General features: G+C 62.0%; 25 protein-coding genes and 3 tRNA genes. 9 read left to right on the top strand and 19 right to left on the bottom strand.

Annotation, left to right across the window (positions count from 1 at the left end):
* Positions 1 to 20: 20 nt before the first annotated feature.
* The 3 genes from F7P80_RS01650 to F7P80_RS01640 are packed head-to-tail and all read right to left on the bottom strand — an operon-like array spanning position 21 to position 2,791.
* Entirely contained in the window at positions 21 to 1,721 is a 1,701-nt protein-coding gene (locus tag F7P80_RS01650) for an ATP-binding protein (RefSeq protein ID WP_249041346.1), read from the bottom strand.
* A gap of 27 nt (positions 1,722 to 1,748) precedes the next feature.
* Positions 1,749 to 1,979 carry a PP0621 family protein gene (locus F7P80_RS01645; protein ID WP_151042287.1) on the bottom strand — a complete coding sequence of 77 codons (231 nt, stop codon included), beginning with the start codon at positions 1,977 to 1,979 and terminating at the stop codon, positions 1,749 to 1,751.
* Positions 1,976 to 2,791: a cytochrome C assembly family protein gene (locus F7P80_RS01640; protein WP_054065113.1), complete on the bottom strand. Its 816-nt coding sequence runs from the start codon at positions 2,789 to 2,791 to the stop codon at positions 1,976 to 1,978. Before F7P80_RS01640 ends, F7P80_RS01645 begins: the two co-directional genes overlap by 4 nt.
* 258 nt (positions 2,792 to 3,049) lie before the next feature.
* Here F7P80_RS01640 and ffh point away from each other — a divergent pair, with 258 nt between their 5' ends.
* From ffh to F7P80_RS01625, 3 genes are all read left to right on the top strand, one after another.
* Positions 3,050 to 4,441, top strand: coding sequence for a signal recognition particle protein (ffh, locus tag F7P80_RS01635; protein WP_054065061.1), 1,392 nt, complete (start codon positions 3,050 to 3,052; stop codon positions 4,439 to 4,441).
* Between the two features lie 198 nt (positions 4,442 to 4,639).
* Complete coding sequence (locus tag F7P80_RS01630; RefSeq protein WP_054065062.1) at positions 4,640 to 5,239, top strand: C40 family peptidase; 600 nt, start codon at positions 4,640 to 4,642, stop codon at positions 5,237 to 5,239.
* Positions 5,240 to 5,342: 103 nt separating this feature from the next.
* Positions 5,343 to 5,747: a hypothetical protein gene (locus F7P80_RS01625; RefSeq protein WP_151042285.1), complete on the top strand. Its 405-nt coding sequence runs from the start codon at positions 5,343 to 5,345 to the stop codon at positions 5,745 to 5,747.
* Positions 5,748 to 5,820: 73 nt separating this feature from the next.
* Here F7P80_RS01625 and F7P80_RS01620 read toward each other — a convergent pair.
* The 5 genes from F7P80_RS01620 to F7P80_RS01600 all read right to left on the bottom strand — a co-directional run bounded on the left by F7P80_RS01620 (position 5,821) and on the right by F7P80_RS01600 (position 9,402).
* Positions 5,821 to 5,897, bottom strand: a tRNA-Met gene (locus F7P80_RS01620).
* Positions 5,898 to 5,903: 6 nt separating this feature from the next.
* A tRNA-Met gene (locus tag F7P80_RS01615) sits at positions 5,904 to 5,980 on the bottom strand.
* Positions 5,981 to 6,007: 27 nt separating this feature from the next.
* Positions 6,008 to 6,787, bottom strand: coding sequence for an enoyl-CoA hydratase (locus F7P80_RS01610; protein WP_151042283.1), 780 nt, complete (start codon positions 6,785 to 6,787; stop codon positions 6,008 to 6,010).
* Between the two features lie 81 nt (positions 6,788 to 6,868).
* A complete protein-coding gene (locus F7P80_RS01605) occupies positions 6,869 to 8,617 on the bottom strand; it encodes a M61 family metallopeptidase (protein WP_151042281.1) in 1,749 nt (582 codons plus the stop codon).
* A gap of 71 nt (positions 8,618 to 8,688) precedes the next feature.
* Complete coding sequence (locus F7P80_RS01600) at positions 8,689 to 9,402, bottom strand: DsbC family protein (protein ID WP_151042279.1); 714 nt, start codon at positions 9,400 to 9,402, stop codon at positions 8,689 to 8,691.
* Between F7P80_RS01600 and F7P80_RS16685 the strand changes: the two genes are divergently transcribed.
* Complete coding sequence (locus F7P80_RS16685; protein ID WP_170265314.1) at positions 9,350 to 9,496, top strand: hypothetical protein; 147 nt, start codon at positions 9,350 to 9,352, stop codon at positions 9,494 to 9,496. The genes F7P80_RS01600 and F7P80_RS16685 overlap by 53 nt on opposite strands.
* Here the strand turns inward: F7P80_RS16685 and F7P80_RS01595 are convergent.
* Positions 9,486 to 10,625: an FAD-dependent monooxygenase gene (locus tag F7P80_RS01595; protein ID WP_151042277.1), complete on the bottom strand. Its 1,140-nt coding sequence runs from the start codon at positions 10,623 to 10,625 to the stop codon at positions 9,486 to 9,488. The genes F7P80_RS16685 and F7P80_RS01595 overlap by 11 nt on opposite strands.
* Positions 10,626 to 10,727: 102 nt before the next feature.
* On the opposite strand from F7P80_RS01595, the gene F7P80_RS01590 reads away from it, so the two are divergent.
* Both F7P80_RS01590 and F7P80_RS01585 read left to right on the top strand, forming a co-directional pair.
* Complete coding sequence (locus F7P80_RS01590) at positions 10,728 to 11,615, top strand: MOSC domain-containing protein (protein ID WP_151042275.1); 888 nt, start codon at positions 10,728 to 10,730, stop codon at positions 11,613 to 11,615.
* Between the two features lie 51 nt (positions 11,616 to 11,666).
* Positions 11,667 to 11,972 carry a hypothetical protein gene (locus tag F7P80_RS01585; RefSeq protein WP_054065067.1) on the top strand — a complete coding sequence of 102 codons (306 nt, stop codon included), beginning with the start codon at positions 11,667 to 11,669 and terminating at the stop codon, positions 11,970 to 11,972.
* A gap of 139 nt (positions 11,973 to 12,111) precedes the next feature.
* Here F7P80_RS01585 and miaB read toward each other — a convergent pair whose 3' ends face one another.
* From miaB to modA, 6 genes are all read right to left on the bottom strand, one after another.
* Complete coding sequence (miaB, locus tag F7P80_RS01580) at positions 12,112 to 13,440, bottom strand: tRNA (N6-isopentenyl adenosine(37)-C2)-methylthiotransferase MiaB (RefSeq protein ID WP_054065116.1); 1,329 nt, start codon at positions 13,438 to 13,440, stop codon at positions 12,112 to 12,114.
* A gap of 113 nt (positions 13,441 to 13,553) precedes the next feature.
* Positions 13,554 to 13,934 carry a hypothetical protein gene (locus tag F7P80_RS01575; RefSeq protein WP_054065117.1) on the bottom strand — a complete coding sequence of 127 codons (381 nt, stop codon included), beginning with the start codon at positions 13,932 to 13,934 and terminating at the stop codon, positions 13,554 to 13,556.
* Positions 13,935 to 13,999: 65 nt separating this feature from the next.
* Entirely contained in the window at positions 14,000 to 14,890 is an 891-nt protein-coding gene (gene fdhD / locus F7P80_RS01570) for a formate dehydrogenase accessory sulfurtransferase FdhD (RefSeq protein WP_054065068.1), read from the bottom strand.
* A 24-nt stretch (positions 14,891 to 14,914) separates the two neighbouring features.
* On the bottom strand, positions 14,915 to 15,985 hold the full coding sequence (gene modC / locus F7P80_RS01565; RefSeq protein ID WP_077345526.1) for a molybdenum ABC transporter ATP-binding protein: 1,071 nt from the start codon (positions 15,983 to 15,985) through the stop codon (positions 14,915 to 14,917).
* A complete protein-coding gene (gene modB, locus F7P80_RS01560) occupies positions 15,982 to 16,656 on the bottom strand; it encodes a molybdate ABC transporter permease subunit (protein WP_151042273.1) in 675 nt (224 codons plus the stop codon). The genes modC and modB overlap by 4 nt, the downstream gene beginning before the upstream one ends.
* 104 nt (positions 16,657 to 16,760) lie before the next feature.
* Positions 16,761 to 17,516 (bottom strand): molybdate ABC transporter substrate-binding protein, encoded by a 756-nt coding sequence (modA, locus tag F7P80_RS01555; RefSeq protein WP_151042271.1) that lies wholly within the window; start codon positions 17,514 to 17,516, stop codon positions 16,761 to 16,763.
* Positions 17,517 to 17,593: 77 nt separating this feature from the next.
* On the opposite strand from modA, the gene F7P80_RS01550 reads away from it, so the two are divergent.
* Positions 17,594 to 18,367, top strand: coding sequence for a LysR family transcriptional regulator (locus tag F7P80_RS01550; RefSeq protein ID WP_077345528.1), 774 nt, complete (start codon positions 17,594 to 17,596; stop codon positions 18,365 to 18,367).
* A gap of 368 nt (positions 18,368 to 18,735) precedes the next feature.
* Positions 18,736 to 19,143: a hypothetical protein gene (locus tag F7P80_RS01545; protein ID WP_133936506.1), complete on the top strand. Its 408-nt coding sequence runs from the start codon at positions 18,736 to 18,738 to the stop codon at positions 19,141 to 19,143.
* Between the two features lie 79 nt (positions 19,144 to 19,222).
* Here F7P80_RS01545 and F7P80_RS01540 read toward each other — a convergent pair whose 3' ends face one another.
* Positions 19,223 to 19,543, bottom strand: coding sequence for a hypothetical protein (locus F7P80_RS01540; protein ID WP_151042269.1), 321 nt, complete (start codon positions 19,541 to 19,543; stop codon positions 19,223 to 19,225).
* 180 nt (positions 19,544 to 19,723) lie between these two features.
* Between F7P80_RS01540 and F7P80_RS01535 the strand changes: the two genes are divergently transcribed.
* Positions 19,724 to 19,800 (top strand) — tRNA-Arg (locus tag F7P80_RS01535).
* 72 nt (positions 19,801 to 19,872) lie between these two features.
* Here the strand turns inward: F7P80_RS01535 and F7P80_RS01530 are convergent.
* The 3 genes from F7P80_RS01530 to F7P80_RS01520 form a co-directional block, all read right to left on the bottom strand.
* Positions 19,873 to 22,173: a CHASE2 domain-containing protein gene (locus F7P80_RS01530; RefSeq protein ID WP_151042267.1), complete on the bottom strand. Its 2,301-nt coding sequence runs from the start codon at positions 22,171 to 22,173 to the stop codon at positions 19,873 to 19,875.
* A gap of 104 nt (positions 22,174 to 22,277) precedes the next feature.
* On the bottom strand, positions 22,278 to 24,014 hold the full coding sequence (locus F7P80_RS01525; RefSeq protein ID WP_151042265.1) for a FecR domain-containing protein: 1,737 nt from the start codon (positions 24,012 to 24,014) through the stop codon (positions 22,278 to 22,280).
* 27 nt (positions 24,015 to 24,041) lie between these two features.
* On the bottom strand, positions 24,042 to 24,728 hold the full coding sequence (locus tag F7P80_RS01520; protein ID WP_151042263.1) for a response regulator transcription factor: 687 nt from the start codon (positions 24,726 to 24,728) through the stop codon (positions 24,042 to 24,044).
* Positions 24,729 to 24,760 lie beyond the last annotated feature (32 nt).

The following is a 24,760-nucleotide window of genomic DNA, read 5'->3' as shown; positions in this document are numbered from 1 at the left end:
CGTGATCAGATCACAATTGGCTAGAACAAGGAAGGGCTGGATGGCAGCTGCTGGCTGCGAAAACGCACGGTGAAGGCATGGCCCATCTGCATGCCGCGTGCGGTCCAGCGTTCGCAGCGCGAGTACTCGATGGTGGCCCCATGGCGCTGGCAGAGTTCACGGCAGATATAAAGGCCAAGCCCTGTAGAGCGGCTTTGGGAAGAGAAAAAAGGCTCAAACAGGTGCTTGTGCACAGAAGCTTCCAGCGGCGGGCCTTCATTCCAGACCTGCAGCCAGGCCTGCTGCTTGTCGGTGCCGGACAGCAGCTGCAGCGCATCTTCATGGCAGCCCTGGCAGTGGCGCGCGGCATTGTCCAGCAGATTGATGACGATGCGGCGCAGGTGTTCACTGTCAAACGCAATGTGGGTGTGCGCGCAGTCAGGCTGGAAGCAGCCTTGCTGCACGGTGGCGTTCTGCGCACGCCATTCTTGCCAGATGTGCTGCAGCTCTGCATCCAGTGGCAGCAGCCGCGCCTCACCGTGTGAGAGCTGCTGCTGCTGTGCACGGGCAATGTCCAGCACATCTTCGGCAATGCGTGCCAGGCGCTGGGCGTTCTGCTCCACCATCTGGCTCAGACGTTGCTGGGCCGGGTGGCTGAGGTCTTCTGCCAGCAGGGCATTGGCCTGCATGATGGCAGCCAGCGGGTTGCGGATTTCATGGGCCACAGCGGCAGACATGCGCCCCATGGCCGCCATTTTTTCGGTGCGAATGCGTGCTTCTTCTTCGCGCAGATCATGCAGAAACATCACGCACAGCCAGGTGTCGGTGGGCTGTTGCTCAGCCAGCTTGTGGGCCAGTGCCGCGGCGGCATCCTGCTCCTGGTGCGAGGCCAGACAGGTGCGTACATGCAGCCCTGCGCTGCTCTGGTTCAGGGTCATGATCTGCAGCTGCTGGCACTGAGGCTGACCGCTGGCATAGGTCTGGTCGACCAGGTCCCGCAGCGCCTGCCAGTCTGGATGGTGCAGGTCGTACAGGCCCAGAGGCTGAGGCAGGCCCAGCAGCTCGCAGGCTGCTGGGTTGGTCATGCGTACCTGATAGTCCTGGCCGACCACAACCACGCCTTCGGACAGGTGATCAATGATCAGGCTGTTGACCAGCGCCTGCATGCGCGCTGCCTGCCGGTGCTGCTGGGCCTGCAGTTCCTGCTGTGCCAGGCGTAGTGACAGCTGGTGCGTCAGGTAGGCCACCACAAAGAACACGACGCACACCAGTGCGGTCTGCACAAAGTCGTCACTGGGAATGGGGTGGCCGTACCAGGCGTGGACCACATCGATGCCGAGCAAAATCAAGGTGATGCTGGCTGTGGTGGCCAGCGCCAGTCGCATGGTGCCAAGCACGGAGACCGTGAGAATCGGCAGCGCCAGCAATGGTGTGAACTGCATCTTGCCGGTCTGTGCTTCCTGCAGAAAACAGACGACAAAGACGTCAGAAGCCAGCAGCAGCAGCCATGGCTGGTGCCAGAACTTGTCCGGTGTCTTGTTGTGCAGCAGCACCCAGCCAAAGAATGCAACCAGCAGATAGCAGCCCAGGCACAGCCACAGCCAGTAGGAGTTGGGCTGCAGCCCGTTGGACTTCCAGGTCTGTGTGGCCAGCAGTGCAATAAAGAACACTGCCACCAGAATGCGGATCGAAAGAAAGGCCTGCCAGAGCCGGCGTGCACTGTGATGGGGAAGTGTGGTCACGTCAGGCAGGGAGCATGGAGTGGATCTCTAGTGGGGACCGAGGCGGCGGTGCTCGCTGCAGCAGTAGTGCAGCTGATCCTTGCTGGCGACGGCATCGCTGGCAGGCAGGTGCAGGCCACAGTGTGCGCAGGTCACCATCTGCTCCACCTGGCGCTGTTTGCTGCGGCGTGGTGGCGGAGCATCGTCTGCCTTGCGGCGGTTGTTGCGCCAGATGCCAATGGCAATCATGACGACCAGGGCGACGAGCAAATACTTCATAGATGACGACCCAGCAACACCACTTCGAGCACAAAACGGGAACCTGCATAAGCCAGCAGCAGCAGGGCAGCACCTGCATAGATCAGGTGCACGGCATGGCGGCCACGCAGACCAAAGCGTGAGCGTGCAATCAGCAGGCCCGCAAAGGCAAACCAGGCCAGCAGCGAGAACACGGTTTTATGGTCCCAGTGCCAGGCGCGGCCATAGAGGACTTCGCCAAAGAACCAGCCGGCGAGCAAGGTGGCCGTCAGCAGCACAAAGCTGGCGGTGACAAAGCGGAAAGTCAGGCGCTCGAGCATCAGCAGCGGCATGCCGTTTTCCTCCTGGCTGGCGCTGCGCATGCGGCGCTCCGCACGGGACATCAGCCCGGCATGCACCACGGCGGCGGCACACAGACCGTAAGAGGCAATGCCCAGCGCCAGGTGCAGCGGCAGCCATGCCGATGCCGAGACGGCCATGGGCTTGCCCGGAAACAGCTGTGCCAGCAGTACGGCCAGTGCCCCCAGCATGGACAGCACGCCCACCACGCGCATCTTGGGGTAGAGCTGCTGCTCGATGGCATAGACGGTCAGCATCAGCCATGCCGTCATGGACAGTGCGGGCGCAAAACCAAAGCGTGCGGGCTCGGCCAGCAGACCATCGGCCAGCGTCAGCAGATGCAGGAACCATGCAGCGCGCATGGCCAGGCGAATGCGTGCATCGCTGAGCCGATGCGCGCCCAAGGCGGGAATGAGATAGGCCACGATGGCAGCCAGGGCCAGCGCCAAGGTCCAGACCGGTGTGCCTGCAAAAAAATGGGTGGAAGACTCCATGTCCGCAATCATAGCGGTCTGCCCTGTGGCATGGCGGCGCTGCGGCCGTCCATCCTTGCGCCTTGTCAGTGCTTGTGTGCTCTTGGCGTTGAAGGGGCGCAGCATGTGCACAGCAGGTAGAATGAACGCCTCGTTTGTACAGGGCTGCACGCGGCACGCAGCACGGGCAGGCAGCAGTGCCGCCCCCTGATCCAAGCGCCGGGCCTGTACAGGCCAAGCCGCAATCGGCGCAGCTTCTCTCATCGGACACACCTGCTTATGGCATCCGCACTTACCGACAAACTCTCGCGACTCGTCAAGGAGATGCGTGGCCAGGCCCGCATCACTGAATCCAATGTGCAGGACATGCTGCGCGAAGTGCGCATGGCATTGCTGGAAGCCGACGTGGCCCTGCCCGTTGTGCGTGACTTCATCGCGCGGGTGAAGGAAAAGGCGCTGGGCCAGGAGGTGCTGGGCAGCCTCAAGCCCGGTCAGGCGCTGGTCGGCATTGTGAATGCGGAGCTGGCCGCCACCATGGGCGAAGGCGTAGCAGACATCAATCTGAATGCGCAGCCCCCAGCGATCATCCTGATGGCTGGTCTGCAAGGTGCGGGTAAAACCACCACCACTGCCAAGCTGGCCAAACACCTGATTGAAAAGCGCAAGAAGAAGGTGCTGACCGTATCGGGTGACGTGTACCGCCCTGCGGCGATTGAGCAGCTCAAAACCGTGACCGCGCAAGCGGGTGCGGAGTGGTTCCCATCCACCCCAGACCAGAAGCCACGCGATATCGCGCTGGCGGCGCTGGACTATGCCAAGAAGCACTACTTTGACGTGCTGCTGGTGGACACGGCCGGTCGTCTGGCGATTGACGAAGTGCTGATGCAGGAAATCAAAGACCTGCACGCCACGCTCAATCCGGTGGAAACCCTGTTTGTGGTCGATGCCATGCAGGGTCAGGACGCGATCAATACGGCCAAGGCCTTCAAGGAAGCACTGCCGCTCACGGGTATCGTGCTGACCAAGCTCGACGGTGACTCGCGCGGTGGTGCGGCACTGTCCGTGCGCCAGATCACGGGCGCGCCCATCAAGTTTGCCGGTGTTTCCGAAAAGCTCGATGGCCTGGAGGTATTCGATGCCAACCGCCACGCACAGCGCGTGCTGGGTATGGGGGACATCGTGGCGCTGGTGGAGCAGGTCACCAAGGGCGTGGACATGGAAGCCGCGCAGAAGATGGCTGAAAAGCTCAAGAGCGGTGACGGCTTTGACCTGAATGACTTCCTGGCCCAGCTGCAGCAGATGAAGCAAATGGGCGGGCTGTCCACGCTGATGGACAAGCTGCCTACTGAGCTGACGGCCAAGGCCGGTCAGGTGGACATGGACAAGGCCGAGCGCGAAATCCGCCGCAAGGAGGGCATCATCTGCTCCATGACGCTCAAGGAGCGCAAGCACCCCGCCCTCATCAAGGCGACGCGCAAAAAGCGTATTGCCGACGGCGCAGGTGTGCAGGTGCAGGACGTGAACCGCCTGCTCAAGGAGTTTGAGCAGATGCAGACCATGATGAAGAAGATGAAGGGCGGCGGTCTGATGAAGATGATGAAGCGCATGGGCGGCATGAAAGCCATGAAGGGCATGATGGGTGGCGGTGGCATGCCCAAGCTGCCGTTCTGAAGTCTGCGCTGCAGTGCATGAAACCACCGCATGAGCCTCAGGCCATGCGGTTTTTTATGTTCTGAAACTATGAAAAATATAGCTTTTTGCGCTTGATTTATAAGCATTTCAAATATAAATAACCTTCAAATCAAGCATTGATGAGCGCAGGCAGCTCATCTTTTTGTGAGCACGCACAACATGCACATAATCCGGCCTATGCGTGCATCTACCACCACTTCTTCGTTTTCTTCTGAACTGCAGGCGCGCCGGGCCTGGCTGGGGCTGGCGGTCGCTGCCGCTGCTGCCGTCGTGCTGGCTGGCTGCTCCAGCGCACCGCGCTCTGCTTCCAGTTCACGCAGCAGTGCAGTCAGTGCGCCACGCGGCAGTGGTGGTGGGGGAGGCAGCGTGGCACCGGTTCAGCCCTTGCGCCTGCAAGGCGACTTGCGCGAAGCCCTGCTGGCGCGCGCCATGCTGGTGGTCAATACGCCTTATACCTATGGCGGCAATACGCCTGAAGGCGGTTTTGACTGCAGTGGGCTGATCCAGTGGGCCGTGCGTGGCATTCATGAAGGGCGCCTGCCGCGCACCACGGCGCAGTGGGCGCAGTCCAGCGTGCCTGTCAAAGGCCGCAGGCTGGAGCGCGGAGACTTTGTGTTCTTCAACACCATGGGCGGGCGCTATTCGCACATGGGCATTTTTGTGGGCAATGGCCAGTTTGTGCATGCGCCATCCAAGGGCGGCACCGTGCAGCGCGTGCGCATGGACAACCCATATTTCGCCAAACGCTTTACCGAGGCGCGCAGCATTTTTGCCTAGAGCGTGCGCGTTTCAGTGCTTGCGTGTGCTGTAGGTTTTGCCTGATAGACACAGCCAGAAGTGTCACGCACCATGGCGGCATGTTTTGATGGAGGACATTGCCATGTCTGTGCAACCAGCGTTTCGTCTGTCTCTGTGTGGTGCTGCAGCGGCTTTGCTGCTGCTGGCTGGCTGTGATGGCAGTCCGCAGAGTAATGCGTTTCCTATGGCTGAAATCTCACGCTTTGACCAGCCTCCTCCCAAGCAGCCGCTGTTTGGATCCGATCAGTACCTGCGCAGCCATGATGTCATGCCGCCGTCCAAACCCGATCTGGGTGAGCCCTTGCCGCCTGCCGTGCTCTTGACCGTGGTACAGGCCAATATCGAGGTGATTCAGCCTGATGCCAGTACGGGCGAGGCAGCAGAAACCCAGGGCGGAGCCAACCCTGCATCGGGCATGGCGCAGGGCATTACCAGTGCGCAAGGTGATGGGGAGAAAAATCAGCTCGATGGTGGCAAGTCCCAGTAGCTGTTACAAGTACAGGCCTTGATGCACCAAAGAAAAACCCCGTAGCACTTGCGTGCTGCGGGGTTTTGAATTTTGGTGGTCGTAGTGGGACTTGAACCTACGACATCAGCATTATGAATGCTGCGCTCTAACCAACTGAGCTATACGACCGAACTCTGGTGGTCGTAGTGGGACTTGAACCTACGACATCAGCATTATGAATGCTGCGCTCTAACCAACTGAGCTATACGACCAAGAGACCGATATTGTATATCAATTTTTTACTGGTTGGAAAAAACTGCAGGACGTTTGTTGATGAAGGCGTCCATGCCTTCCTTCTGGTCCTGGGTGGCGAACAGCGCATGGAACAGGCGGCGCTCGAACATGACGCCATCGCTCAAGCTGCCCTCAAAGGCACGGTTGACCGATTCCTTGGCAGCCATGACGGCAATCTGCGAGAAGCCACAGATGGTGATGGCTGCACCAAGGGCTTCTTCCATCATCTTGTCGTAGGACACGACGCGGCTGACCAGGCCAGCGCGCTCGGCCTCGGTGGCATCCATCATGCGCGCAGTCAGTGCCATGTCCATGGCCTTGGCCTTGCCCACAGCGCGGGGCAGGCGCTGTGTGCCACCAGCGCCGGGAATCACGCCCAGCTTGATTTCAGGCTGGCCAAATCTGGCGTTGTCCGCCGCAATGATGAAGTCGCACATCATGGCCAGTTCGCAGCCACCACCCAGTGCAAAACCGCTGACAGCTGCAATCACGGGCTTGCGGATGCTGCGGATGGCTTCCCAGTTGCGGGTGATGTAGTCGCCCTTGTAGGCATCAGCAAAGCTGTACTTGGCCATGGCACCGATGTCAGCACCCGCAGCAAAGGCGCGCTCGCTGCCGGTGATGATCATGCAGCCAATGTTTTCGTCGGCATCAAAGGCCTTGAGTGCCTCGCCCAGCTCGTTCATGAGCTGGTCATTCAGCGCATTGAGCTGTTTGGGGCGGTTCAGGGTGATGATGCCGACCTTGTCCGCCTCCACGCGGACTTCGATGGTTTCGTATGCCATGGGCTTGTTCTCCTTGTCGTCTTGTGTGTGCAAAACCAGCACATGACTATACCCAAGCAAGCCCGCAGACTGGCTTACGGTTTACGCTGACAGCCAGCGGTTCACAGCCGCTTCGTCCTGCACACGGAGTTTGTAATTGGACAGCGGTGCACTGGCCTGCGGCAGGGGCAGCGTCAGACGCAGCAGCTGTCTGTCGCGTGCGACCAGCGCCGTGATGGAGGTCGTGCCCTGGGGCGCATACATGGCCAGCTCTTCGAGCTTGCCCAGACGCCAGCCCTGGCCTCCGATCTCGATGCCGTACCATTCGTCGCCTGCCATCATGCCGGCCTGCTCGGCCAGGCCGCCGCGCAGCACCTGCTTGATCAGCACGCTATGGCTCTCCTGAACACGCAGGCCCAGCGCCTGTGCCGGCACGGGCTGGTCGGCATCTGCGGCTACGCCGTGGGCAGCCAGCAGCTCGGTGACAGGCAGCTCCTGCGTGCCGTGCACCCAGGCTTGGAGTTCGGTTTCCCAGCTGCGGCCAGTCAGTGCCTGCAGCACGGTCAGCACATCGGCCTCGCTCATGGCACTGCCCTGGCAGCGCTGCCACAGGGCACGCATCACGGCGTCCAGCGTGGTCTGACCTTCCTGGCGCAGCTTCAGGTCCAGACTCATGGCGACCAGTGCGCCCTTGGTGTAGTAGCTCACCGTGGCATTGGCCGTATTTTCGTCCTGGCGGTAATACTTCACCCAGGCATCAAAGCTGGACTGGGCGACGGACTGCACCTTACGGCCCGGGGTCTGCTGTACCTGGTTGAGCGTCTTGGTGATGAGCTTGAGGTAGGTGGCGTTGTCGATCAGCCCTGCGCGGCGCAGTAGCAGGTCGTCGTAGTAGCTGGTAAAGCCTTCGAAGAACCACAGCAGCTCGGTGTAGTTCTCCTGATCGTAGTTGTAGGGCACCAGCTCTGCAGGGCGCAGGCGCTTGACGTTCCAGGTGTGGAAATACTCGTGGCTGATCAGGCCCAGCAGCTGTACGTAGCCGTCGCTGGCTTTGTCCACGCCCTGGCGCGGCAGATCGCTGCGGCTGCAGATCAGGGCGGTGGAATTGCAGTGCTCCAGACCTCCGTAGCCATCATGCGTGACATTGAGCATGAAGACATAGCTGCTGTGTGGCGCTACGCCCCAGAAGTCGATTTCTGCCTCACAGATCTTCTGGGTATCACGCAGCAGGCGCTCGCCGTCAAAGGATGCAGGGGCACCAGCAACCACGAAGCGGTGCGGCACTCCGCGTGCGGTGAAGCTGCTGCTCCAGAAGTTGCCCATCTCTACGGGGCAGTCCACCAGCTCGTCGTAGTTTCCTGCGGTGTAGGTGCCAAAGCCCTGTGCATCGACCTCCACAGCGCTCAGGCCGGTAGCCAGCTTCCAGTCCGGCACCTGGGCCGATGGGCTGATGCGCAGCTGGTGGGGTTGTGCCTCCTGGCCATGCACGCGCAGCAGCAGGCTGGTGCCGTTGAAAAAACCACGGCGCTGGTCCAGCCAGGCGGTACGCACGGAAGTGTCGTAGGCATTGACCAGATAGCTCAGCTCCACAGGCGCATTTGCGCTGCAGTCCAGCTGCCACTGGTGCTTGCTCAGTTGCTGCACGGCAATGGGCTGGCCGTTTTGGCGGGCGTTCAGCTCCTGCAGGTTCTTGGCAAATTCACGCACCAGATAGCTGCCGGGAATCCAGACGGGCAGTGACACCAGCTGTTGCGCGGCAGGTGTAGCAATGCGCAGCGTGACGCGGTACTGGTGGGCATGCAGGTGGTGCAGTTCAACGTGGTAGTGCAGGCTGGCGGTCAGTGTGGGCATGAAGGTCTGAAGTCAGAACAAAACAGAGGTATTGAAAGCAAAACAGGCTGCCTGGGCAGCCTGTTGCGGGTTTATTGTTTGTGCGCTGCGGCGAGGTATTTTTCGACCTCGGCCGCGGGAATGGCGCCGGGCACACGTGTGTTGTCGGCAAAGATCAGGGTCGGTGTGCCAGTGATCTTGTGCTTGCGGCCCAGTGCCAGATTGCGCTGGATGGCATCAATGTCACAGCTGGCGGCAGCGGGGGCCTTGTCCTTGAGCATGTAGTCATGCCAGGCCTGGTTCTGGTCCTTGGCACACCAGATGTTGCGCGACTTCTCGACGGAGTCACGGCTCAGGATGGGGTAGAGGAACATGTGGATGGTAACGTTGTCCACATTCTGCAGATCACGCTCAAAGCGCTTGCAGTAGCCGCAGTTGGGGTCTTCGAACACGGCGATTTGGCGCTCGCCATTGCCGCGCACGATCTTGATGGAGTCCTCCAGCGGCAGTTGCTTGAAATCAATGGCTGTGAGCTGGTTGATGCGGTCTTCGGTCAGGTTGCGCTGGGCCTTGGTGTCAATCAGCTCGCCCTGAATCAGGTAGTCACCGGTGGCATTGGAATAGAACACGTCATTGCCAATACGCACTTCATACAGCCCCTTCATGGGGGTTGCAGTGATTTCGTCCACGGTCTGCAGCTGCGGAATACGCTCTGCCAGGGTTTTGGCAATTGTGTCCTGAGGCTGGGCAGCCATGGCACAACTCCAGGCTGCGGTCGCCATCAAAGCCGTCACAAAGAATTTCATGGCAAAGATTCCAATGCAAAAAAGAAGTAAATGGTGGTTGGGGCTCGAAGCGTGCAAAAGGTTCCTGAAAGAAGCTTTGCAGGTCAGCGCATGAGCCCCATGGCCTGACGGGCAGCCCAGTCCTTGAGCAGGCCGCTGCGTTCAAAGTTGCGCATGCCCCAGTTACGCAGTGTCTGCAAGGGCGCTTCGGTACGGGTGAACAGCTGCTGCAGGCCATCCATGGCCAGACCCAGCGGAGCCAGACCTGCCTTGCGTTCGCGCTCATAGCGGCGCAGCAGCTTGAGGTCACCGGGGCTGCGCCATTCGCCGCGTGCCTGCAGGATGCGCGAGAGCGTCTGCACATCGGCCAGGCCAATGTTCAGTCCTTGTCCTGCCAGAGGGTGTACCGTGTGTGCGGCGTCACCTGCCAGCACCCAGCTGGTGGGGGTGCGGGCATCGCTGCTGCCGGGCACAGGGCCACACCAGCGTTTGGCCACGGCCTGCTGCAGCGGCCAGCTCATGCGCGGGCCTTGCAGTGTCAGCTGGCCCAGGCCGCCCTGGCTGATATCAGTCAGGGCTTGAACAAATTCAGCTTCATCGGCTGTCTGCCAGTAGGCGGCATCGGCCTGTGCCACCGACCACACCACAGCCACGCTGCGGCCATCGGCACCGTCGAGCGGCAGCAGCGCCAGAATGCCCTGGGGGGAGAACCACTGACGCGCCACCTGGCCGTGGGGCAGCTCGCACTGCAGGCGTGTGGCAATCGCATGCTGGTCGTAGGGGGTGACGTCAAAGTCCACGCCGAACTCAGCACGGGTGGCGCTGGCTCGGCCTTCGCAGATGGCGGTCAGCGGGGCATCCACAGGGGCGTCCACCACCTCGACCTGGGGCTGGTAGCGCACGGCCTCGGCCAGGCGCTGCTCCAGTGCGGGGACATCCACAATCCAGGCCAGTGCATCTACGTCCTGCACTTGCGCATCAAAGTGCACGCTGCCGTCCTGGTCGCCATGCACTTCCATATGGCGTACCGCAGTGGCGCAAGAAGCATCCGGCCAGGCACGCAAAGACTCGAGCATCTGCCTGGAGTTGGCATTGAGTGCATAGGCCCTGACATCGGCCTGTGCCGATGCCGCACGCGGTGCTGCCACCAGAGCAACACACAGCCGCTCTCGTGCCAGAAGGAGAGCCAGAGTGCGGCCGACAATGCCAGCCCCGCGAATACATACATCAAAGGTTTGCGCCATAGGTTGCACATTGTAGGCAGGGCAGCCCGTCTGCGGAGAGACCTCTGCAAACAAGAAGGGGCGCTTGTAGGCAATCTGCTATCGGGGCCGCACAATGGTGAGATGACAGAGTTGCAGACCGATTTCGATGTCACAGGCACCATAGGCGCGCTGTGGGTATTTCCGATCAAGTCCTGTGCCGGTATTGCGGTGCAGCAGGCACGCTTGCTGGCCAGCGGGCTGGAGTGGGATCGCGCCTGGATGGTGGTAGATGCGCAGGGGCGCTTCATCACCCAGCGTGAGGTGCCGCAGATGGCCTTGATTCAGCCACGGCTGGATGTGGCCAATGGTCAGCTGCTGGTGGCACATGCCGGGCAGGAGACGCTGTCCGTGCCACTGGCGTTGCCTTGGATGGAGACTGCACCGCAGCGCATGGTGCAGGTGTGGAAGAGCCAGGTGCTGGCATGGGATATGGGGGATGCAGCCGCACAGTGGTTCAGCCAGGCGCTGGGCCGGGCTTGCCGTCTGGTGCGCTTCGATCCTGCGCAGCAGCGCCTGTCCAACCTCAAATGGACGGGGGGCATTGAGGCACCGAATCAGTTTTCCGATGGCTATCCTTTGCTGGTCACCACCAGCGCAGCGTTTGAAGGGCTCAACGCCCGACTGCAGGCGCAGGGGCATGCGGCCGTAGATGGCCTGCGTTTTCGCGCCAACATCGTGCTCGACGGGCTGGCTGAGCATGAGGAAGACTTTATCGACGCCGTCTGGGTGCAGGCGGCAGCGCCGGTTGCCATTCGTCTGGGCAAGCCTTGCTCGCGCTGCCCGATTCCGAACATTGATCCGCGCACGGCCACCTTCAGCCCCGAAGTAGGGGACACCATCGCCCAGTACCGGCAGGATGCACGGCTGGATGGTGCCATCACCTTTGGCATGAATGCCGTGGTGGCGCAGGGCGCCGGGCAGATGCTGCAGGTGGGGCAGACTGTAGGCGGCCAGCTGAAGTTTGATTGAACCGCGGTGCATCTTCGTTAAGATGCCGTTCAACTTTGGAGGAGTACATCCATGAAATACATGCTGCTGGCAGCCACGGCTGCTCTCACTCTGGCGGGCTGTGCCACACAGACAGCCAACGACCCCATGGCCAAGGAGGGTGCGCCCTATGTGGTCACACCTGACTATGACCATGCCATGGTCTGCGATACACGCTATGACGACCTGCGCAAGTGCGAAGATGCGCTGAAGGCCCTGTGCGGCAAGCGCGGTTTCCTGGACCTGCGCATTCGCCCCCTACGCGAGCCCGGCAGCGATGTGGACAGCGCTACGCACCGCCTGCTGCAGCTGCAGTGCAAGCCGCGCCTTGCCAAGTAATTCGCGCTTGCCGTGGACAGCAAAAAGCCAACCTTCCGGTTGGCTTTTTTGTGGGTCAAATATGCCTCAGAGGCTTACTACACAAGCGCTGGAAGCTATGTTTATTGCATGCACAGCCAGCGCCTGAACTGTCGGTGGCTTATTCCTTGATGGCGACTTCACCGCGCAGGGTGTAGGTCATGGCTTCGGTGATTTTTACATCCACCATCTGACCAATCAGGCGCTCGTTGCCAGGGAAGTTCACCACGCGGTTGCACTCCGTGCGGCCCATGAGTTCGCTCTTGTCGCGCTTGCTGAAGCCTTCAACCAGCAGCTTTTGCACGGTGCCCACGCGCTCCAGGCTGATGTCCTTGATGTTCTGGTTGATCACAGCCTGCAGCTCCTGCAGACGGCGCAGCTTCACCTCGTGCGGGGTGTCGTCCTGCAGGTTGGCGGCAGGCGTGCCGGGGCGGGGGCTGAAGATAAAGCTGAAGCTGTTGTCAAAGCGGATGTCGTGGATCAGCTTCATCATCTTCTGGAAGTCTTCTTCCGTCTCGCCGGGGAAGCCGACGATGAAGTCCGAGCTCATGGCCATATCGGGGCGAATCGCACGCAGCTTGCGCACCGTGCTCTTGTATTCCATAGCGGTGTAGCCGCGCTTCATGGCCATCAAAATCTTGTCCGAGCCGTGCTGCACGGGCAGGTGCAGGTGGGACACCAGCTGTGGAATCTTGGCGTAGGCCTCGATCAGGCGGGGGGTGAACTCATTGGGGTGGCTGGTGGTGAAGCGAATGCGCTCAATGCCGGGGATTTCCGCCACGTATTCCAGCAGCAGGGCAAAGTCGGCGATCTCGCTGGTGTCACCCATCTTGCCCTGATAGGCATTCACGTTCTGGCCCAGCAGCGTCACTTCCTTGACGCCCTGGTCGGCCAGGCCGGCCACTTCTACCAGTACGTCTTCAAAGGGGCGGCTGACTTCTTCACCACGGGTGTAGGGCACCACGCAGTAGCTGCAGTACTTGGAGCAGCCTTCCATGATGGACACGAAGGCCGATGCACCTTCCACGCGTGCGGGGGGCAGGTGGTCAAACTTTTCAATCTCGGGGAAGGAGATGTCCACCTGGGGCTTGGCCTTGCTCTGGCGTGCGTTGAGCAGCTCGGGCAGGCGGTGCAGGGTCTGGGGGCCAAACACCACGTCCACGAATGGGGCACGCTTGATGATTTCGTCACCCTCTTGGCTGGCCACGCAGCCGCCCACGCCAATGAGTACGCCTTTTTCCTTGAGGTGCTTGATACGGCCCAGGTCGGAGAACACTTTTTCCTGTGCCTTTTCGCGCACGGAGCAGGTGTTGAACAGAATCAGGTCGGCCTCGTCGGGGTTGTCCGTGGGTTCATAGCCCTGGGCGGCGTTCAGCACGTCGGCCATCTTGTCCGAGTCGTACTCGTTCATCTGGCAGCCAAAGGTCTTGATAAATACTTTTTTGCTCATCGTGTGTGCCATGCAGTCGCGCAGGACTGCTGCATATGGGAAAAGGGGAAAAGAGCGCAGCGCCGCCAGCAGGCTGTGCGGCGTTGCAGTTCAATGGGGTGGGGGCGTATCTGTCAGCGCTTTTTGAAGGCGCTGGCCGCTTCTTCCGGCGTGAGAATCCAGGCGGTGAGCAGCCACTGGGTGCTGGCTTCCCGGACATAGGCCACACGCAATGCTTCGTTCTGCACGGTGTGGGCAAATATCAGCTTGTTGTCAGGAGCGAAAAGCCTGAAGCCCGGTGCAGTGCGCACAGGCTTGCCATTGATTTCGGCGCGTGGAATCTGCTCAATGCGCAGCACGCCGTATTGCACATGGCTAGGGAAATTGCGGTAGCTGGCCTTGGGAATGGTCGAAGGCGCAGTCTGCACTGCGGACAGCGTCGTCTGTGCCTGGCCAGGCAGAGCCATGGCAAGCACAGGGGCCAGAAAGACAGATGCAAGCAAGCAGCGGGTCATGGTGTTCATCCAGGGGCTGACAGACCGGCGCATTCTACGCAATGTGTACGCAGGCAGTGCCTTGCTCAGGCTTGCGGGGCATCCAGATGCAGGCCAGCACCTGGGGCATACAGCGTGGCCTTGGGTGGGCGCGCCAGGCCCCAGAAGCGCAGCCCAGTGAGTTCCGCCATGCGCACGCCCATGGCCGTGGGGGCAGAAATAGTGGCCAGCGCAGCAATGCCGAGCTTGGCGCATTTGCGCACCAGCTCATGGCTGCCACGGCTGGAGAGCACCACAAAGCCCGGCTCACTGAGGCGGCCCGTGCGTGCTAGGCGGCCCAGCAGCTTGTCCAGCGCATTGTGGCGGCCCACGTCTTCGATCACATCGTGCACCTGTCCGTCCAGCGTGGCCCAGCCAGCGGCGTGGATGGCGCCGGCTTCGGCATTGAGCACTTGCTTGGGCGGCAGGTGGTCTATGGCTTTCAACACGGTGGGCAGGTCCACCTGTGCCACCCAGTCGCGAGCAGGCAGGGCGTCGAATGTCAGATCGAGTGCCGCAAAGCTCTCCACCCCGCAGACCCCGCAGCCTGTGCGGCCACTCATGCTGCGGCGGTGGTCTTTGAGGCGCATGAAGCAGCGCGAAGCAATTTCCAGCTGCACTTCCATGCCATCCATGCCAACAGGCAAACCGGCTGCGGTGGCAGAGACCGGGCGCACGTCCACGCCATAGCAGTCGGCGGCGCTGTCGATGATGCCTTCGCTGAGCGCAAAGCCGATGGCAAAGTCTTCCAGGTCCAGTGGCGTGCCCATCATCACCGCATGGGCGATGCCGTTGAACACCAGGGCAATTGGCACTTCGTTGGCCAGCACGCGCTGCTCGGCCTGCACGCCGCGCTCGGCGTGGTGAAAGCGCACGTCGCAGCGGGTCAGTGCAGGGACATCGGGAGTTTCAAGAGAGCAGGCGCTGGCATCAGTCATACAGCGGATGATAGGCCGCTGCGTTTAATCCAGCAGGGCCACGCTTTTGATTTGCGCAATCACAGACTGGCCTTGGTGCAAGCCCAGCTCGCGTGCTGAACGTGCTGATACGCGTGCCAGTAGCGTGGTGCTGCCCGCCTGCAGGCTGAGCATGACCTGGCCGGGGCTGTCCTCATGCAGCGTCGTGAGCGTGGCGGGGATGCGGTTCAGAATGCTGCTGCCCTGCGGTGCCTGCAGCGCAATGCTCACGTCCCGCGCCAGCACGCGCAGGCGTACGGCGTCCCCCAAGCGGCGGTTGGCAGCGCCGCTGATCAGGAGCTGGCCACCGTCAAAATGCACGGTGCTCAGGTGGTCCTGCGCGTCATAGGCCGTGATCTGGCCTTGCACCAGGCTGGCAGCTTCGGCAGCCGGTGCCATGGGGTGTTCGCTCTGGGCCATGGCGCTGGCCGTGTCGCCCGCAAACACGGCGCGCCCGGCCTGCAGCAGCACGACATGGTGGGCCAGCCGCGCGACTTCGTCCTGCGCGTGGCTCACGTAGAGCACGGGCATGTCGAGGTTTTTTTGCAGACTTTCCAGATAGGGCAGCACCTCGGCCTTGCGCTGGGCATCCAGGGCAGACAGGGGCTCGTCCATCAACAGCAGTTGCGGGCTGGTAGCCAGCGCCCGTGCAATGGCTACGCGCTGGCGTTCACCGCCAGAGAGCGTGGCCGGGCTGCGCTCCAGCAGATGGCCAATGCCCAGCAGCTCCACCGCCTGCTCCAGCTGCACCTTGCGGCGGGCTGCCGGGGTGCGCTTGAGGCCATAGGCCAGATTGCCGTGCACGCTCAGGTGGGGGAACAGGCTGGCTTCCTGAAACACATAGCCCAGCGCACGCTGGTGTGTGGGCAGCCACTGGCGTGTGGCCTCGTCCTGCCAGACCTGGCCGTTGATGGTGACGCGACCCCGGGCACGTTCCAGCCCGGCCATGCTGCGCAGCACCGTGGTCTTGCCGCAGCCCGATGGGCCAAACAGCGCGGTAATGCCTCGGCCGGGCAGCTGCAGATGCACATCCAGCGTGAAGTCGGCACGCTGCAGTGCCAGTTGGGCTTCGATCATGCGCGCTCCTTGCTGGGTTGCAGCCAGTGCAGCAGCATCAGCACCACAAAGCTGAAGACCACCATGCCACCCGCCAGCCAGTGGGCGCTGGCGTAGTCCATGGCTTCTACATGGTCGTAGATCTGCACGGACACCACGCGCGTCACGCCCGGGATGTTGCCGCCAATCATGAGCACCACGCCAAACTCGCCCACGGTGTGCGCAAAGCTCAGCACGGCAGCGGTGACAAAGCCGGTGCGCGCCATGGGCAGCACCACGGTAAAAAAAGTATCGAGCTTGCTGGCCCCCAGCGTGGCCGCCACTTCCAGCGGACGCTGCCCCAGGCTTTCAAAGGCACGTTGCAGGGGCTGTACGGCAAAGGGCAGGGAATAAATGATGGAGCCCACGACCAGCCCCGGAAACGTAAATGGCAGATAGCCCAGCCCCAGCCATTCGGTGAACTGGCCTACCGGGCCGCTGGGGCCCATGGTGACCAGCAGATAAAAACCAATCACCGTGGGCGGCAGCACCAGAGGCAGGGCCACGACTGCGCCCACCGGTCCCTTCCAGCGTGAAGCCGTGTGTGCCAGCCACCATGCCAGCGGGGTGCACAGCACCAGCAGCAGCACGGTGGTGACCGTGGCCAGCTCCAGTGTCAGCCTGATGGCGGCCCAATCTTCGGTAGATAGCATGCCCAGCGTGTGAAGAATTAAAAAAATGAGCTGCTAGCGCTGATGAATCAAGCACTTCAATATGAAAACTATTTGAAGTGCTTGATATTCAAGCGCTAGCTGCTTCAAAAACCATAGCCGTAAGCGCTGATGATGGTGCGGGCCTTGTCGCCCTGCAGGTAGCGCATCAGTGCCTGGGCGGCTGCGTTGTCTCTGGCCTGATTCAGCACAATCGCATCCTGGCGGATCGGCTCATGCATGGTTTCAGGCACGATCCAGCCTGAGCCTGAGTTGATGCGGCCATCTTGCATAACCTGCGACAGGGCCACAAAGCCCAGCTGGGCATTGCCCGTGGCAACGAACTGGTAGGTCTGACCAATGTTCTCACCCTGCACAAACTTGGGCTGGACCGCATCCAGCAGCCCCAGCTTGCGCAATGTCTGCTCCGCCGCCAGGCCGTAAGGCGCAAGCCTGGGGTTGGCAATGGCAAGGTGCTGGAAGTGGTTGGCTTTGAGCACTTCGCCTTGCTCATCCACATAAGTACTGTCCTTGCTCCACAGCACCAGCTTGCCGATGGCATAGGTGATGCGCGAGGCTGCATCGGCCTTGCCTTCGCGCGCCAGTTTTTCGGGCGTGGCCGCATCTGCCGACAGCAGCACGCCAAAGGGTGCGCCGTTGTGGATCTGGGCGTAGAACTTGCCGGTGGAGCCAAACGACAGCTGCGCCTGGTGGCCTGTGTCCCTGGCAAACTCCTGTGCAATCTTTTGCATGGGGGCTGTGAAATTCGAAGCCACCGCCACCGACACCGTGTCGGCATGTGCTGTGGCAGCCAGCACAGCAGATGCCAGCAGACTGGTGCGCAGAACAGAAGCGATCAACATAAGCGTTATTCCTTTTTTGAATAGCGAAAGTATAGCTGCAACGTTATTCCTTGTGTGAATAGCGGCATGATAGGGCCATGTCTTCAAACACTGCTGATTCATCTTCATCCCTGCTGCAGGCGCTGGGTCACCCCCTGTCTGACCGGCGTCTGCAGGTGCTGCGTGCGCTGGGAGAGTGTGGCTCCATCTCGCAGGCGGCCCGCGCAGTCGGCGTGAGCTACAAGGCCGCCTGGCAGGCCATTGATACCCTGAGCAATCTGGCCGGCGTGCCCGTGGTGCAAAAGTCCGTGGGCGGCGCGGGTGGCGGCGGGGCCAGACTCACCGAGGCAGGCCAGGAATTGCTGCGTGCGGCTGAGGCCCTGGCGCAGGCCAAGGGCGCAGTGATGCAGCAACTGCAGTCCAGACTGCCCGTGCAGCGCTTGGGCATTCAGACCAGCATGCGCAACCAGTGGCCCTGCATGGTGCAGCAACTGGCAATGAGTGGCCCGCTGGCACAGGTGCATCTGCAGGGGCTGCATGCCGATGTGACCGTGCAGGCACGCATTACGGCCGAGAGCGCGCAGCTGCTGGGTCTGCACAACGGTATGCAGCTGCTGGCCATGTGCAAGGCCACGGCAGTAGAAGTGACGGCGGCCACTGCATCACTGGCGCAGGGCAACAGCTGGCAGGGCAAGATTGCACGCATCACCCCCGGTGCGCTGGGCGATGAAGTGGCGGTGCAGCTGTCACCCGGCATGCAATGGGTGGGGTTTGCTGCTGCACACACAGGCTGGCGCGTGGGCCGCAGGGTGCAGGTGCATGTGCCTGAAGCGGCTGTGGTGCTGGCGCTGGAAGGGGGAATGCTGGGCTGATGACGGTGCGCTGGGCGCAGTGCCAATGGAGCAAAGAAAGACGGGAATGGAAAGCTTATCTGCGCCTAGACAACAACGTGATTTGCTGCTTTTTGCGACAATACCGGGCTTGAACCCGGTTTCACAGCCTGCATGCCTGTTGCAAAGTCTGGCTGCTGCCTGTGCAGTGGCAGGCTGCCAGCAGTGCTGGTGAAGGTGATGAATATCTGCATGGTGCAGGTAGACCAGAAAGAAAAGACGCAGTGAGCATTTTTGATCGATTGATTTCTACGTTGTCAGGGAGTGGTGCCCAAGATGCGCCGGCCTCTGCCTCCGCAGCTGCCGCTGAAAGTGAAGGGCAGAAGCGGCGCTTCATGGGGCGTGAAGGCGTGGAAGCTCATCAAACAGCACCTGTTGTAGAAGAAAAAGGCTTTGATGGCCCCTCCGAGGTCTGGCTGCATGTGCAGCCCGCCACACAGCGTCTGCTGCTGGTGCCCGAGCTTGGCATAGGTACGGGCGAAGAGCTGACGCCCAAGATGATGCAGGACCTGCAGCGCAAAGGCCTGTGCGATGCCGTGGCCTACCACGCGGGCTACGAGCAGTACTGGAAGATGCCATCGCAGGAAGCCATCCTGCGTACCCCTTCGCTGTACTCCATCGAGACACCGCTGCCGCACAAGGTCAAGCTGGATACCCGCCTGGTCAAGCAGGACGAGGCGCGCGGCTTCTGGATGCATGTGCGCATTCGCGGCGAAGAAGAGCTGCAGCACTTGCAGGAGACGGAAGCCCCCGCCTGATTTCAGGCGTTGCTGCACACCAGACGCCTGTCCTGTGACAGGCGTTTTTGTTGGTAGCGGTTGGAACGGCGGTTGGGGATCAGTGCTCGGTGCGCTCTTGCGCGGGAGCGCTGTCGTCAGGGCGCATATGTGCATGTACGCGTTCCCAGACCGCGTCGGTGAACGCAGCACCCAGCTCACGCATGCTCTGGCGCAGTGCGGCCAGTCCTTCCTGCGCCGAGCTGCTGAGCATGTACTCCGGCGGTGCCAGCAGCAGGTTCAGCGGCTCTACGGGCTGACTCAGCAAGGCATTGCCGAACAGTGCACCCCAGACAAAGCAGGCCATGCGGCTGGTCAGGCGCTGGTAGATGCGGCGCAGCCAGGAGACAGGAGTGGATGACTTTTTGTTGCGCGTTGCCATGAAACATGCAGCCCAGCCGCGAATGCTGCTGTTTTAAGAGCAGTCAGGGCTTGAATTTTAAGGCGTAGCAGGGCTGATGCTGCAAAGAATCTGTATGTAAATACAGTGACTGAGATTTTTTGGAAAAAATGCGCAATTTCAAAAAAGATGTGAAAAATGTGCCTATAATTCGTAGCTTCAGCGGCTGTAGCTCAGCTGGATAGAGTACTTGGCTACGAACCAAGGGGTCGTGGGTTCGATTCCTGCCAGCCGCACCAAACGACAAGCCCCAGAACTGCAAAGTTCTGGGGCTTTTTCGTTTTTCCCAGCTGCTAATGCGCCTGAGGCGCTCAGCTGGGCTGCAGTGCTGGTACCGGCGCCTTGGGCAGGCGCAGGATAAAGCTGGCGCCGTGGCCGACTTCGCTGACCACGCTGATGCTGCCGCCATGCTGCTGGGCCGTGGTGTGCACATAGGCCAGGCCCAGGCCAAAGCCCTGGATCTTTTGTGCCTCGTGCTGTGCCTGCCGGGTAAAGGGGGCAAACAGGCGTTCCTGCTCTTTGGCGCTGATGCCATCGCCCTCATCGCGCACGGTGATGCACCAGGCATCGCCATCCTGGGCCAGGCTGCAGTACACCGTGCCTTCCACAGGGCCGTACTTGATGGCATTGCTGATCAGGTTCACACAGGCGCGGCGCAGCATGCTGGCGTCTCCCAGCACCCAGGCCTCTTCTTCCTGGGGCATCCAGTCCAGCTCGACCAGGCGTGCGTTGGCGGCTGCCCAGGTGTCGTCCAGTGCCTGGTCAATGATGGCCCCCAGTTCCACCGGCACACGCTGGGCCGTGGTGTGCTGGGCACGGGCCAGGTAGACAAAGTCGTCAGCCAGGGACAGTCCGTTGCGTGCGTAGCGCTGGATGCGCTCGATGAGGACGGAAGAGGTGTCCTCCTGCCCAAAGTGCTGCTCCATCTCAATGGCCGTGAGGATGGCACCTATGGGCGCGCGAATATCGTGTGAGATGAAGTGCAGGGCCTGGTCGCGCTGGGCCATGGCGGCACGCAGTTCGCTGATGTCCACCAGACTGACCAGCCAGCCGGTGTCACCAGCCACGGAAAACGGCTTGCTCAGCATCAGCAGGCTGCGTTGCTGCAGGTCTATGCCTTCGCGCTGCATGGTCTTGTCCAGTGGCGGAGGCTGCTCGCTGCTCCACAGCGGCTGCAGGCTGCCACGTTCTACCGCCCCCTCCAGCAGTTCGGCGATGGGCTGCAGCTCCTGCAGCGGACGCTGCAGCTGCTGGGCATAGCGGTGGGCCGCCCTGTTGGCCAGCACGATCTGCCCCTGGCGGTTGCAGACCATGGTGGGCGATGGCAGCTGCAGCAGGGTGTCGGTCACAAACTCATGCAGCTGGCGCAGCTGCTGCGTAGCCTGCTCCACGGCCAGAATGCGGCCTTGCAGAAAGTCGCCTCGCCGCGGCACAGCGGCAGGCGCTGTGTTCAGCCCCTGCACGCGCAGATGCTGCATTTCCTGGTTCAGAAACTGGGCTGCGGTACTGAGCCTGCGCCAGCTCCACAGCGGGTAGGCCAGCAGCAGCACCAGCAAGGCGGCCGCCGGGCTGAATACGGTGTGGGTGAGGGTGGGGGCCAGAGCGTGCAGCAGCAGCGTCAGCAGTGCCAGCCCCAGGCAGGTGAGCAGGGCTGCAGACGGGCCCAGCACGGACAGTGCGGCCAGTCCCAGTGCCACGGGAAGCAGGTTGAAGATGCGGTTGGCCCAGGGGCTGGCAGTGCTCACGTGTTGCTGCTGCAGTGCGCCGCTGACGATGTGGGCCAGCATTTTCACATTGTGCAAGGCGCTGGGGCTGGCGCCGCTCGGTGGCAGCACCGTGGCACCAAGGCCGGTGGCGGTCGCACCGATCAGCACATGCTTGTTGCGAAAGGCGCTGGCTGGAATCTTGCCCCGCAGCACGTCGATATAGGAGTAGGTGATGAAAGGTGCCTCGCCCCTGGCAAAGGCAATCCGGATCGGCTGGCTGCGCAGCCATGGGCCGGAGGCAGATGGCGCATCGGTCTGGGCGGTGCTGCGGCAGTCCGGGCCCTGTGGCTGACTCAGGCAGAGCATGGACAGGCCCAGGTGCAGCCACTGGTGCTGGGCAAAGCCTTCTCTGGCATAGAAGCTGCGCACGCCACCGTCCGGGTCCAGCGGCAGGTGAACGTGGCCCAGCCGTGCAGCGGTCTGGGCAAACAGTGGCAGCGGCAGGCTGGTGGTCTGGGCGTTGCCGCTGCTGACCAGCGGCAGAACCACGCGCCCGCTGCGCACCATGCTGTGGGCCAGCAGGGCGTCGTCTTCGGGGTAGTCCAGATCGGCTTCGGCCAGCAGAATGTCCAGCCCAATGGAGCGTGGCTGGCCCATGCTGACGAAGTCGATCAGGTGTGCATGCAGGGCGCGGCGCCAGGGCCAGCGGCCAATGCTGGCAAGGCTGCGCTCGTCCACGGCGATCAGGACCACATCGGGCGATGGCTCGGGGCTGTGCAGCCGCAGCGCCAGGTCTTTGAACCACAGATTGGCCCGGGGAAACTGCAGGGGGCCGGACAGCCAGAACACCAGCGCCAGCAGGCCCAGTGACATCAGCAGCCATTCCAGCGTGAGCGAGCGTTTCATGCGGAAAATATCAAAAAAAGGAGCTGCTTGCGCTTATCTTTCAATGATTTGAAAGTTAATTGCATTGAAAAACCTTGATGGATAAGCGCTAGCAGCTCTCTTTTTTATCTGTCCCAGCGTTCAATACCCAGGCCTGTGCCGGACTGCACGGGCTGGCCCGTGCCATCGAGCAGCAGATCGCGCACCTGCACGCTGCGTGGTGGCGAGAAGGCGCTGTTCAGCCCCGATGGGTCCTGCACCTGAATGCGCACATGCCAGGTGCCTGCAGGTAGGCCTGCGGCCGCCCAGCGTGGGCTGTCGAGCAGTGTATCCAGTGCTGGTGCTGTGCCATCGGGCGTGGCAAAGGCCTGCAGGCGGTAGCGCTGACCAGGCTCGCCGGGCCAGTGGATGGTGCTCAGGCCGGCGACGGTGTGCTCCTGCATATTTGCTGCGGAGAGCGTGGCTGGCCGGGGCGCAATGCGGAAGCGGTGCGGATCGGCAAATGGCCCGCGGTCGGGCTGCCCGGCCATGCTGCGCACACTGGCAGCGCGCCATGCGTAGTCACCAGCGGGCAGGTTTTGCAGGTCGATGCGGCAGTCCTGCGCAGGGCTGCTGCTTTGCAGAGCAGGCTGTGCAAACGCACTGGTGGCAATGTCTGCATCTGCTGCAGGCAGGGCAATGATCTGGTGGCGGTAGCTGTCAGCGCCATCCACGGGGGTGCACAGCAGCTGGGCTTCACCCAGGGCCAGCGTGGCTCCGGGGGCAGGCGTTTGCACCAGCGGTGGCACGGGGTGGGCTTTGACGCGGATCGGCAGCGTGCGCGGCAGACCGCTGATGCCGTACGGGTCCAGCGCCCGTACATGCAGGTAGTAGCCGCCATCAGGCAGGGCGGCAAAGCGTGCCTGCTGGCCCTGCACCTGGGCATTGCGCAGCACCTTGTGGCCCTGCGCATCGCTGCTGATGCTCACCAGCCAGCCCTGTGCCTGTGGCATGGCAGGCAGGGGAATGTCCAGCCACTGCGCGTCTTCATACAGGCTGGGCAGGGACTGTGCACTGGGCGCGGGCAGCAGTGCCGTGACAGGGCCGGGCTGGCCATTGGCCGCCACGGCCATGCCAAAGTGAGGGGGGAGCGTCTGCACGGCGGACTGAGCGCCGGTCAGCGACTGCATGGCCACCTGGCCCTGCAGTACAGCGGCTGTGGTGCTGCCGTCGGGCTGCAGCTGCACGTCAAAGCGGGTGCCGCGCACACTGGTGGCAGCAACGGGCGTGCGTATGTCCAGATGGCGCTGGGCATCCGGCTTGCCGGGCACCTGTATATCTACACCGCCTTGCTGCAGTTCGAGGACGGACTGCAGGCTGCCCGCACGGCCACGGCGGCGCAGCTGGTTCAGCTGCACGGAGGAAGCCGCGCGCACCTGAATCAGGCTGCCGTCGGCCAGCTTGACGGTGACGAATGCATCGGGCGAGAGCTGCAGCTGGTCACCTTCCTCAAGCGGCATGCCAGGCTGCACAGGCACGGCGGCTGTGGTGCTGCGGTTGCGCAGCTGGGCATTGCCCTGCACAAAGTCCACCGAAGCCGTAGCCTTGCGCATCAGCCACATGGGCACTTCCAGCATGGAGCCGGGCTGCAGGCGGTAAGGGCTGCCCACCTTGTTGTGGCTTTGCAGGGCCTGCCAGAGCGTGGCATCGCCCAGATAGCGCTGGGCAATCTGGGTCAGCGTGTCGCCAGTCACGATGCGGTGGGCAATGACCTGCTGCGGTTGCGACGTCTGCTGCGCAGCAGCAGGCAGCAGCACCAGGGTGCTGCACAGGGCCACGGCGCAGGACGATGCGGAAATGCAGAAGGCAGTGCGAGGGAGCATGGTGACGGCGGAAAGTGTGGTGGCTGTTTAGCTGAGGTGGCTGTCCAGGCGGTAGCCCAGACCGTAGACCGCAGCAATGGAATACGCATTGCCGGGCCGCAGTTGCAGGACTTGCCGCAGGCGGGACACATGGGTGTCCAGCGAACGCGACAGCACTTCGGCGTTCTGGCCCCAGACCGCCTCACGCAGATAGTCGCGTGACAGCAGGCGGCCTGCGTTCTGGAACAGCAGCAGGGCCAGGGCGAACTCGCGGTGCGTCAGCGCCACATGCTTGTCCTGAAAGCTGACCGTCAGCTGTGAGCGCGTAAAGATATAGGGGCCGAAGTGCTGTACATCGTCGCTGGGAAACGGATAGGCGCGGCGCAGCAGGGCCTGAATGCGTGCCTGCAGCTCGGCCACACGCAGCGGCTTGATCATGAAGTCATCCGCCCCGCTCTGCAGCCCCTCCACCACATCGCGTTCTTCGCTGCGGTGGGTGATGAACAGAATCGGCAGCTGGGACTCCAGATGCTGCCGCGCCCAGCGCACCACCTCAGGGCCGCTGGTGTCGGGCAGTTCCCAGTCGACGACCAGCAGGTCAAACGTGTCGCGGCGCAGCGCCAGCATCAGCGCCTGACCTTCTGAAAACAGCGCGCAACTGTGGCCCATCTCCTGGGCCACGCGCTCAATCATGGCCAGCTGTGCGGGATCGTCATCCAAAACGGCAATGCGCATAGCGGCACCTCCCCCTTTTTTTGCAATCAGTC

It is taken from the genome of Comamonas kerstersii (genome assembly GCF_008801935.1).
Lineage (GTDB): Bacteria > Pseudomonadota > Gammaproteobacteria > Burkholderiales > Burkholderiaceae_C > Comamonas > Comamonas kerstersii.
This window is presented reverse-complemented; position numbering and strand designations above follow the sequence as displayed.